Below are 234 nucleotides of genomic sequence, written 5' to 3' on the forward strand. Positions count from 1 at the left end.
GGTTTGTTACCCGATTTTGCAATGATTCGTGATAGAGCTGTAAAGCCTTTCCAAAAAAAGATATACGCTTTGTTATCTTTTGGATGGTCTGGTAGAGCAAAAGACTGGCAACGTTTTGAAGAAGTATCTTTAGTATTAGCTGGTTTGGCAACTCCATTAGTACTTTCTGTACACACTATTGTATCTATGGATTTCGCTACTTCTATCAACCCAGGTTGGCACTCAACTATATTT

At 37.6% G+C, this 234-nt stretch carries 1 protein-coding gene; it reads left to right on the forward strand.

Features of this window, described 5'->3' with window-relative positions:
* Window positions 1-21: 21 nt before the first annotated feature.
* The coding region (locus Q4563_RS22755) for a hypothetical protein (protein WP_303606164.1) at window positions 22-234 on the forward strand (213 nt) is incomplete at its 3' end.

The sequence above is a fragment of the Gilvimarinus sp. 1_MG-2023 genome, from assembly GCF_030548285.1.